The organism is Pseudomonas koreensis (genome assembly GCF_036668835.1).
GTDB lineage: Bacteria > Pseudomonadota > Gammaproteobacteria > Pseudomonadales > Pseudomonadaceae > Aquipseudomonas > Aquipseudomonas koreensis_I.
In genome coordinates this window covers 65,120-74,236 of the sequence record NZ_JAZEVW010000015.1, presented here as the reverse complement: position 1 = coordinate 74,236, position 9,117 = coordinate 65,120, and the positions used below count along the sequence as shown (strand labels likewise).

Below are 9,117 nucleotides of genomic sequence, written 5' to 3'. Positions count from 1 at the left end.
TCCCACAGGGTTTGGTGGTATGTCTAATGATCAGTTGACGCGTTTGTCATCGCCCGGTTCTCCGCCGACATGCACGCCGCGATCGTCACCGACTTCACCGGCGCGGTGGATACCATGGTCATCCCCGGGTTCGGCGTGGGTGCCATTGCGGCCGGACGAAGAGGCGCTGTCGCCCGAGTGTCCCGAGGCGTGATCGCTGCCGCTGTGGCCACTGTTGCCGCCGCCACCGCTGCCACTGTTGCCGCCACCGCCATGACCGCCACTGCCGCCGTTTCCACTGCCACCGTTGCCGCCATGTCCGCCGCCGCTTCCACCACCACTGCCACCGCCATGACCGCCACCGCCACCGCTTCCACCACCACCGCCGCCACCATGCCCGCCACCACCGCCACCTCCGCCGCTGCCTCCTTCCTTGGCCTGAACGCTGGATACCCCGGACAAGCTGTCCGGTATCAACACGGTAGACGCCGACAGAACTGCGCCGATGGCCATTGCGAGCACGAGCTTTTGAATGTGCATATCGTTCTCCGTCTTTGTGTTTTTGTTGGGAACGTCAATCAAGCGATGTTGCTGATCCGACCCGTTCCCGAGGTCAGTGGATACTCGAAGCCAGTTCGAAGATCGGGATGTACATCAGGATCACGATGACCCCGATCAACAACCCGATGAAGGTCATCAGCAGCGGTTCGAAGAGTTTCACGAACCATTCCAGCCAGCGGCTGATTTCCTCGTCGTAGAAGTCGGCGCTGCGCTCCATCATCTGCCCGAGGTTGCCTGACTGCTCGCCTGCACGCAGCAGGCGCAGCGATACCGGTGTGACCAGATGATTAAGCTCCAGCGCCGTGGACAGCGATTGTCCTTCGCGCACCCGCTCGCAGGCCTGATCCAGGCGCACCCGTGACGCCACGGTGAGCAGACCACGGACCATCGCCATGGCGGTCACCAGCGGAATCCCGCCTTGCAGCAGAATCCCCAGCGAGCGGTAGAAGCGTGCCAGTTCATACATGAAAATCCGTTGGTGCACGGCGGGCAATTTCTCCACCAGCCGGTCGAGGCCACGGCGAAACGCCGGCTGTTTCTGCAGCACAGCGAGGGCAGTGATCAGTGCGCCCAGTGCGGCGAAAAATTCCGTCTGGTGCGCATGCAGGAACATGCCGCTGCTCATCAGGACCTGCGACAGCCACGGCAGATTGTTGCCCAGCCCTTCGAACACCAGGCTGAAGCGCGGCACCACATAACCCATCAGGAACAACACCACGCCACCGCCGACCACCAGCAACAGCATCGGGTAGATCGAGGCGCTGATGATCTTCTGCCGCACCTCGTCCATGCGCTGGCGATAGCTGACGTAACGACCCAGCGCATCGCCGACCGCGCCGGTCTTCTCGCTGGACTGTACCAGCGCCACGTACAACGGCGGGAACACCGCCGACAACTGGCCCAGCGCCTGCGAGAAGGATTTGCCCTCGTACAGCAAGCGCACCAGCTCCGACAAGGTTTTGCGGGCAGCGGGCGCGGTTTCTTTTTCCGCGAGGCTTTCCAGCGCATCGATCAACGGTAGGCCGGCGTTGAGCAACGTCGTCAACTCCTGGCTGAACAAAACCAGATTGAACGTCTCGCGCTGACGCAGTCGCAGCGACCGCCAGTGTTTGTCCGCGTGCAGGCTGAGCACCCGCAAACCCTGATCCTCGGCCATTCGCCGCGCCTCGTTGTCGCCTGGCGCGTCGATGCTCAACGACACCACCCCAGCCTTGCCGACTGCCTTCAGATGAAATCGCATGGGCCGCGCTCCGTTACTGCCAGTTGGTCACTTCGGCGTTTTCACCTTCGCCGCCGGGCTGGCCGTCCTTGCCCATCGACAGCAAGTCGTACTCGCTGTTTTCGCCGGGGTAGCGGTAAGCGTAATTGCGTCCCCACGGATCCTGCGGCAGCTTTTTCTGCAAATAGGGGCCGGTCCATTTCGCCTCGTCACTCGGCGCGAGGACCAAGGCCTGCAAGCCCTGTTCGGTGGACGGGTAGTGGCCGACTTCCAGGCGGTACAGATCCAGCGCCTTGCTCAAGCCTTCGATCTGCGCCTTGGCCACTTTGACTTCCGAGCGCCCGAGTTGCGCGAAGTATTTCGGCGCGACGATCCCGGCCAGCAGGCCGAGCACCACCAGCACCACGAGCAGTTCGAGCAGGGTGAAACCGCGTTGGTTACGCGGATGAAATGACAGCTTCATGATGACCTCCGATGAGTGGCAGTCGTGTCGCCGAAAGGGCTTATGCAATTGCCATGCTCAGCCCCCGCCCGAAATCACCGGTCAGGCTGGAACCCTTGTAATACGGGCCCTGCAAGAGTCGGCACAGTGCTTGCGTATGGCTCAATCGTGATCGGCCATTGGGGCATTTCCCCCAATTTATCGGGGTCGATCCGGGGAGGCCCGACATGAAAATTCTAACCAGCGGATTGCTCGGATGTGTGCTGCTCAGCGGCGCCGCGCAGGCCGATGTGTTCATCTCGGTGGACGCCAGGGGCAGCTACGTGCTGTCCAATGTTCACCGGCCCGGACGCACCTACGAACGGGTAATCCACGAGGCTGAAATGCCCGTGGCCAGCCTCGACCAGCAGCCGCAGATGATCGCCAATCAGCCCTATGCGGAGCTGGTCTCGGCGGCGGCCAAAGTCAACCAGTTACCCGAAGCGCTGCTGCATGCGGTGATCAACGCCGAGTCCCATTACAACCCCGGCGCGACCTCGGCCAAAGGCGCTGGGGGGCTGATGCAATTGATGCCCGACACCGCGCGGGAACTGGGCGTGACCGACGTCTATGACCCCAAGGCCAACATCCAGGGCGGGGCCAGATACCTCAAGCGCCTGATGACCCTGTTCGACAACGACATCACCCTCGCCGTGGCGGCTTACAACGCCGGGCCGGACGCGGTGCTCAGCCGTGGTCGGGTGGTGCCGCCGTTCGCCGAGACCCAGCGTTATGTGCCGAATGTGCTGCGTCAGTATCGGCGCCTGCAGGGCCTGACGATGGACGCGCCGTTGTGATCCCGGGTGCGGTTTTCCCCACTTTCGGGGCAAACCGGGCGGGGCGAAAAGTGGGGAAAGCAGTGGGGCAAATCCCCCGGTTTTCTCAAGTGGTGGCGGTAACTGACTGAGCAGCAAGGCGTTTTTTTATGGCATGCGGATTGCTCCGAGGCATTTGTCGAGAAGTGTTCCCAAGCGCACCCACTACGAGGTTACCGATCATGGTTGGCATTCATCACGCACCGTCTCTGCTGAACTGGCTGGTGATCTTCGCCTCGATGCTCAGCGTCGAGCTGGCCGGCGCCGCAGTACGTTGCGAGCGCAATCTGGTGGCCAACGTGGTCGCTTTCGATCAGCCGCTGATGTTCAACCGTCTCGGTGCGCAGAACGTCAACGGCATGATGTACGCCTTGCGCCGCGACGTGGTCGACGAGCATGACGTCTCACTGGCCTATGGCGGCGCCGCGGTGCCGGGCAAGGTGTCGCTGCGTCCCGACAAGCGCCCGCGGCCGCTGGTGCTGCGGGTGGCAGCCGGTGATTGCCTGACGATCAATCTGCAGAACCTGCTCGACTATCAGGCCAACCCCAACAAGCATTTTGAAAACGAGGGCGAAGAGGGCACCGAGAAGGTCAGCGCTGCCGAAGCCTTCAAGGTCGATGAGCAAGTCGCCGACCGCCATGTCGGCTTCCAGGTCAATGGCCTGCAAGCGGTCAACAGCATCGATGACATCTCGTCCTTCACCGGGCGTAACGCCAATTCGCTGGTGCCACCGGGGGCGAGTCGCTCCTACACCTTGTACGCCGAACGCGAGGGCGCGTTTGCCGTCAGCAGCCGTGGCGCGACATTCGGTGGCGAAGGGGCGGCCGGCAACGTTGCCAACGGCCTGTTCGGCCAGGTCGTGGTTTTGCCCAAGGGCGGCCGCAGCTACCGCAACACGCTCACTGAAGAAGAAATGCGCCTGGCCACCACCGGGCGGACGCCGGCAGGCCATCCGATCGTCGATTATCAGGCGCGCTACCCGCAGCGCGAACCCTGGCTGCGCGAGGGCAAGGCTGCCACGCCGATCATCAACATGGTCGACGGCAGTGAAATCATTTCCAGTGAAAGCGATGCGATCGTCATGGGCAGCAATGCCGACGGCAGTTTCCCTTCCAGCACCTACCCGTTGGAGTCGGTGGGCAAACGCAACCCGGCGATTCCCAACCGCCTGGAGCCGTTCCGCGATTTCGCCTCGCAGTTCCAGGATGAAACCGCCGCCACCCAAGCCTTCCCCGCGTACTGGGCAGACCCGGTGATGGCCCATGTGCTGGAGCCGACTCGCGATTCCTTCATGATCAATTACGGCTCCGGTGGCATGGGCGCCGAGGTGGTCGCCAACCGCTTGGGCGTAGGGCCGATGCACGATTGCCTGTCCTGCGCCTACGAAGAGTTCTTCCTCAGTTCGCACACCGTCGGCGATGTGGCGATGCTGGTCGACGTGCCGGCCAACGCCGGGCTGGAAAACATCGCGCCGGGCCAGACCCCGAGCGCCGATCAGATTGGCGTCAAGGCGACCATGGCGCTCTATCCGGCAGAACCGTCCAACGTCAACCACAGCTACATCGGTGACTTCGTCAAATTCCGCAACACCCACAACGGCCATGAGCAGCACATCTTCCACCTGCACGGCCATCAGTGGCTGTTCAATCCCAACGATGACAACTCCGATTACGTCGATGCCCAAGGCATCGGTCCTGGTGCCGGTTACACCTATGAAATCGCCAATGGCGGTTCGGGCAACCGCAACCGGGTGGCCGGCGATGCGATTTATCACTGCCACTTCTATCCGCACTTCGCTCAAGGCATGTGGGCCATGTGGCGGGTTCACGATGTGTTTGAAGAAGGCACGCGGCTCGACGTTTCCCAGCAAGGCGCTGATGGTTTTCACAACGAGCCGTTTGCCCTGCGCAGCGGCAAACCGGCGGCAGGCGCGCGGGCCTTGCCGGACGGCGAAATCGTCGCCGGCACACCGATTCCCGCCATCGTGCCGCTGCCCGGCAAAGCCATGGCGCCGATGCCCGGCAAAGTCGTGGTGGTGCCGAAAATTGGCGAAAGCCTTATTGCCGGCAATGATGACGACGAAGAGGGCGATGACGACGGCGAACACCAGGGCGGTAACGCGGGTGGTCAGGCCATCGGTTCACTGGCGCTGGTCGATCGCAGCGAAGCCAATCGCAACGCCGACGGCACACTGAAAAATCCCGGCTATCCGTTCTGGATCGGCGGCATGGAAAGCTCGGTCGGGCAACGTCCGCCAACGCCGCCACTGGACATGCTCGACGCCGCCACCGCGCAAGCGCTCAAGGCCAGTGGCAAAGCGCTGTGGGCCAACCTCGATCCGGCCCAGTCGGGTGGCTGGAACGGTGGTTTGCAACGCCACGCTCTGGATGGTGTCTCGGCCGGCGGTGAGGCGCACACAGTGACCACGTCGTTGGATTTCTCCAAGGAAGTGCTGCGGGCCAAACCGATTTATCTGCCGGAGGAGGGCACCGAAGTCGAACAGGCCGCCATGGCCTTCCACGCGAAAAAAGACCACCCAAGCTATGCCTTGCTGCCCGGTAATCAGGTGGTGGCCAAGGCGTTTCGCACCAACGGCGCCTTGCCGATGGCCGGTGCGCCGTACTACGAACCGTGCATGGACGACCGGCAGAAACGCCTGACCAACAGCGCCGGCAGTGGCGAGTTCGCCAGCGGTGAGCGCCTCGACGGCATGTCGTTCGTTGGCGCCTCAACCTTCACCGCCGATCGGCCGCGCATCTACAAAGCGGCGAACATTCAGTTCGACGCGGTGTACAACAAGGTCGGCTATCACTTTCCGCAGGCGCGCATCCTCGCGCTGTGGGAAGACGCCTGGCCGGTGATCACCAAGCAGCGTCCGCCAGAACCGCTGGTGATGCGCATGAACACCTTCGATTGCGTGCAGTATCAGCAGACCAACCTGGTGCCGGCCACGTACGAAATGGACGATTATCAGGTGCGTACGCCGACCGATGTGATCGGCCAGCACATTCACCTGCCGAAGTGGGACCTGACCTCGGCGGACGGTTCTTCCAACGGCTGGAACTACGAGGACGGCGTGCTTTCCCCCGGCGCTGTGCAGGAGCGCATCCACGCGATCCGCGAGTTCAACCAGTGCGCAGGCACTGACCCGCGCGACGGCACCCAGGTCTGCCCGATTGCGAAGAACCATCCGTTTTTCGGCCAGTACGGCCGCGCCGACTGGGTCGGCGCGCGCACGGCGATGCAGCGTTGGTTCGTCGACCCGGTGGTCAATGCCAAAGGCGTCGATCGCGGCCTCGGCACGATTTTCACTCACGACCACTTGGGCCCATCGACGCACCAGCAGATCGGTTTGTATGCCACGGTGCTGGCGGAACCGGCCGGTTCCACCTGGTTCCACGCCGAAACCGGCGAGCCGCTGTACAGCGGCGCGCGCCAGGACGGCGGGCCGACTTCCTGGCAAGCGGTGATCAATACCGGTGACCTCGACGGCGACGGCAAGAACGACAGCTTCCGCGAGTTCTTCCTCGAATACAGCGACTTCCAGCATGCCTATGAAGCAGGCGTGTACGTCGGCGCCGGGCCCAACGGGGTACCGAATGCGCAAGCATTCCCGGCGACTGCCGACACCTTCCGCTACGCGATCAATCCGCCGGTGCGCAACAACGCCAGCAACTTGCTCGAAGGCGTGCTGGAAGTGCAGGGCGGTCAGGTGCCGGGCTGCCCGAGCCGGCCATGTCCGCAGGCGATTTCGGTGGATGATCCGGGCATGTTCGTCGTCAACTATCGCAACGAACCGCTGGCCCTGCGCGTGTACGACCCGAACAAGGTCGGCCCGGACGGCAAGCGTGGCATGCAGGCCGACGGCCTCGGCGGCGATCTGTCGTTCGCCATGCACAGCCGTACCGACCGGGCGATCCCGGCGATGAACCTGGCGCCGAATCTGCTCACCTCGGCCACCGGCCCTACCGGCGGCACCACGCTGTTCCCGCCGCACATCAACAAGGGCGGCGCCGAACCGGGCGATCCGTTCACGCCAATGCTGCGCACCTACACCGGCGACAACGTGCGGCTGCGCGTGCACGCTGGCGGCCATGAAGAAGAGCACAACGTCACCCTGCACGGGGTCAAATGGCTGCAGAGCGGTTCGGGCTTCGGCAACAGCTCCAACTCCGGCTGGCGCGCTTCGCAGATGATCGGCATTTCCGAGCAGATGGGCTTCATTGCGCCGGTGTCGATGCTGTCTAGCTCGGCGGCGACCACCGGCGATTATCTGTACTCGATGGACGCCTCGATCGAAGGCTACTGGAGCGGCATCTGGGGCGTGATGCGCAACTACACCGCGCAGCGCAACGATCTGTTTGCCTTGCCCAACAACGCCAAACCGACGGGCATGCGCAATACCGTGGCGTTCGAGGGCACCTGCCCGCGGATCGGCGCCAACCCCAACGGCATCGGCACGCGGCCTACGGTGCAGCGCAACTATGAGGTGGTCGCGGCACTGGCCAATGACATTCTCGGCAATCCGCTGGGCCTGACTCTCGGCGATCCTGAAGGGCTCGGCCAGCATGTCGGCGGGCCGCTGAATCCGGCGGGCGGCACCCTGGTGCTGAACTCGCGCACCGTGAGCATTCCACAAGTCACGGTGACCGATCCGGAGGACGGCGCGACCATCACCATTGGCGGGCAGAGCGGGCCGCTGCATGACCCGACCGCCATCCTGTATGTGCGCAAATCCGACCTCGACCCAATCAGCGGCAAGCTCAAGCCCGGCATCCCGGTCGAGCCGCTGGTGCTGCGTGCGGCGGCGGGCGATTGCATCAACATTACTTTGGAAAACCGTCTGCCGAGCGTGATGCCCGATCTGACCCAGACCGCCGTGATGCAAGGCATGGTCAAGCGTGATCGCAACAGCGGTCTGGGCTCGACCACCTTCAGCAACAACCTGATGCGCCCGTCCAGTCACGTCGGCCTGCACGCGCAATTGCTGGCCTACGACATCACCAAATCCGACGGCGCCAACGTTGGTGCCAACCCGATCCAGACGGTGCCACCACGGGTCGGCAACAGCGGCGCGTACCCGACGCGGACTTATCAGTACTACGCCGGGCACCTTGAGCGTGAAGGCAAACCGGTGACGCAACTGGGCCGCAGCGTCGACAACATCAATGCCACGGCGGTGGAGTTCGGCGGCTTGAACATCACCCCGGCGGACGTCATCAAGCAGCCGCAAAAAGGCCTCGGCGGGGCGATGAGCATTCTGCCAATCGGCGCGACCTGGGTGGACGATGTGCGCAAGGTCAACGCGACGGTCACCGCGCCGGGACAGACCAGCTACCGCGACTTCGCGATGGTCTGGCACAAGGCGCTGAACACCCGTTGGGCCAACGGCCGGCCGGTGGAGGGCATCGCTGCCGAAGGCCTGGGCGTGCCGACCGATCCGCAGGACAACTCGAGCATGGCGATCAACTACAAGACCGAGCCGCTGTGGTATCGCTTCGGCCTCGCGCCAGACGCACCGTTCGGGCATGCCGACGGTGCGGGTTATGGCGACATGACCAACGCGCACATGGCTTACAGCAATGCGCTGGTCGGTGGCGATCCGCAGACCCCGGTGCTGTACGCCAAACCCGGGCAACCGTTGCGCACGCACATCCTGATGCCGAGCGGCGGCAGTCGTGGCACCACGTTCCAGCTCGACGGGCATGTGTGGTCGGTCAATCCGTTCCTTGCCGAGAAGAGTGATACCGGCGGTTATCCGATGGGGGCTCCGGGCGTGGGTTCGGTGCGCTTCGGCTACAACCCGATGTCGATGTACATCGGCGCCCACGAAAGCATCCTGCCGGCCGCGCACTTCAGCTTCTTGATCCCCAGTGCCGGCGGCAGCAATGCGATCCCGGGCGACTACCTGTTCCGCGACTACGCCGCCTACGGCAACACCTCTGGATTGTGGGGGCTGCTGCGCGTGACCAACGAACCGGAACCGGCACCGCAGGGGCAGTAGGAACAACGACAACATGCCTGTGGATGCAAATCCTTGTGGGAGCTGCGGTGGGCAGTG

At 63.5% G+C, this 9,117-nt stretch carries 5 protein-coding genes; 2 read left to right on the top strand and 3 right to left on the bottom strand.

Annotated elements, in window-relative coordinates; genetic code table 11:
* Nucleotides 1–30: 30 nt before the first annotated feature.
* The 3 genes from V6F91_RS26355 to gspG form a co-directional block, all read right to left on the bottom strand.
* The gene (locus tag V6F91_RS26355; protein ID WP_332769644.1) at nt 31–519 is read right to left on the bottom strand and encodes a hypothetical protein; all 489 of its coding nucleotides are present in this window, start codon (nt 517–519) and stop codon (nt 31–33) included.
* 73 nt (nt 520–592) lie between these two features.
* A complete protein-coding gene (locus tag V6F91_RS26350) occupies nt 593–1,780 on the bottom strand; it encodes a type II secretion system F family protein (protein WP_332769642.1) in 1,188 nt (395 codons plus the stop codon).
* Nucleotides 1,781–1,793: 13 nt separating this feature from the next.
* Nucleotides 1,794–2,222 carry a type II secretion system major pseudopilin GspG gene (gene gspG / locus V6F91_RS26345; protein WP_332769641.1) on the bottom strand — a complete coding sequence of 143 codons (429 nt, stop codon included), beginning with the start codon at nt 2,220–2,222 and terminating at the stop codon, nt 1,794–1,796.
* Between the two features lie 206 nt (nt 2,223–2,428).
* Here gspG and V6F91_RS26340 point away from each other — a divergent pair, with 206 nt between their 5' ends.
* Both V6F91_RS26340 and mnxG read left to right on the top strand, forming a co-directional pair.
* Nucleotides 2,429–3,037 carry a lytic transglycosylase domain-containing protein gene (locus V6F91_RS26340; RefSeq protein ID WP_332769640.1) on the top strand — a complete coding sequence of 203 codons (609 nt, stop codon included), beginning with the start codon at nt 2,429–2,431 and terminating at the stop codon, nt 3,035–3,037.
* A 200-nt stretch (nt 3,038–3,237) separates the two neighbouring features.
* A complete protein-coding gene (mnxG, locus tag V6F91_RS26335) occupies nt 3,238–9,060 on the top strand; it encodes a manganese-oxidizing multicopper oxidase MnxG (RefSeq protein ID WP_332769638.1) in 5,823 nt (1,940 codons plus the stop codon).
* The last annotated feature ends 57 nt before the right edge of the window (nt 9,061–9,117 follow it).